This is a genomic window from Propioniciclava sp. MC1683, assembly GCF_014164675.1.
Taxonomy (GTDB): Bacteria; Actinomycetota; Actinomycetes; order Propionibacteriales; family Propionibacteriaceae; genus Propioniciclava.
On record NZ_JACJFX010000088.1, the window covers coordinates 1 to 1,678 of the forward strand.

The 1,678-nt window shown below is 69.7% G+C and carries 1 protein-coding gene; it reads right to left on the reverse strand.

Annotation, left to right across the window (positions count from 1 at the left end; all coding sequences use genetic code 11):
- Positions 1–240: 240 nt before the first annotated feature.
- Complete coding sequence (locus H5397_RS17330; RefSeq protein ID WP_182818989.1) at positions 241–1,482, reverse strand: cytochrome P450; 1,242 nt, start codon at positions 1,480–1,482, stop codon at positions 241–243.
- Positions 1,483–1,678: the final 196 nt, after the last annotated feature.

A 1,678-nucleotide genomic window follows, 5' to 3' on the forward strand; every position in this document is an offset into this window, starting at 1 on the left:
CGGCGAACAACGCGTCCGGGAACAGGCGGTGCCGGTGCTCGGCCAAGAACCGGAACACGCTGCCAGCCGGCAACAAATGCCCCGCCAGCGACTCCACGTCCAACACATCCCGCTGCGGACTCGACTCACCCTGCACAACCCAACAATTCCAGCCAGCTGCCGGTCAGTCCCGTGGGCACGCGGACAGATTGTTCAGCAGGCTCCTAGCGATCCTCGGACCCTTCTTCGCCCTGGCCGGCGTCACCCTGGTCCTCGTCTCTCGTCGCTGACCGCAAGGACCGGCAGAGGCGGCTTGGGGGTCGTGAGCACGAAGTCGCGCAGGGCGTAGCCGGCGGTGAGGTCCTCCCAGTGCATCACCGGGGCCTTCGCGACCACCAGTTCGTGGCGGAGCAGCCGCGTGAGCAGGATGTCGGTCTCCTGGATCGCCAGCGAGTTGCCCGGGCACTTGTGGTGACCGTCGCCGAAACTCATCACCTCAGGGCCGATCCCGCGCGGCAGCGGACGCCCGGGGCGCATGTCCAGCGGGCACTCGCCCACCGTGGACGCGTCGCTGTTCGCCTGACGCACGTACAGATCGATCAACTGGCCCCTGCGGATGGCCACGGTCTCCCCGTCGACCGTGAGGTCGAGGTCCCGCGCCGCCCGCCGGTAGAGGTGCCCGATGATGGGCTCGAGCCGGAGGATCTCGTGGAGGATGTCGAACCGCTCCCCCTCCTCGCCGGCCAGGTACCGGGCGCGGAGGTCGGCGTCCGCGAGCAGGTGCAGGACGGTCATGGAGATGAACTCGCGGGTCGTCGCCATGCCGGCCGCCCCGTAGGTGACGCACTCGATGAGGATGGCCGGCTCCCGGTAGCCCTCGGCGAGCAGGTGGCTGATGACGTCCTCACCCGGCGCCTTGCGGCGCGCCGCGATGGCGGGCCGGACGTCCGCCAGGTGGAAGGCCGCCATCGGCGCGTGGCTGCGGACCGAGCGCCACACGCTCCTCAGACGTCCCTCCGGGGCGGAGCCGGGGCTCCAGTCCGGCTGGGCGAACAACCGCTCCAGCCTCCGGGCCATCCCCTTGGCGTTGGCGTTGGTCAGGCCGATCACCTGGGCCGCCACCTCGGTGGAGTACTGCAGGCTCAGGTCGTCGAGCCGGAAGGTGGTCGCCGCGAGGGCGTCCGCCACGAGGGCGTCCGCGCGCTCCTCCATGAGACGGCGGTAGCGGTTCGTGACCGTCTTCGGCGCGAAGAAGCGCGCCACCTTGGTGCGCTGCCTGCGGTGCTCGTCGCCGTCCATGAACAGGATCGGACGCTCGCCCAAGTTGTCCGGCATCAGTTCGGCGCTGAAGCCCGCCTGGGTGGTGGCGTCCTTCTCGCGCAGTACCTGGCGCACCGCCTCGGTGGTGCGGAGGTGCCAGACGTCCCCCACGAGCTCGGCGGCCGGCGACGACGCCTCCCCGGGACGATGGGACACGCGACGGTCCACGCTATCGACGCTCATGCGCCGAGCGTACCGACCCCCCACGGTGCGGACGTCGACTGATATGTAGGCCCTTTTGTCAAGGGGGCGTGACGAAGTGGCGTCCTCCTGGTTGGGGGACGCCACTTCGCTTTTGGCACGGTGCTTGGTGACGTTCGGCGTGGTCGTCGACGCGGATGGTCAGACTGACATGCGCGGGTTGGTTACCGCTTGACGG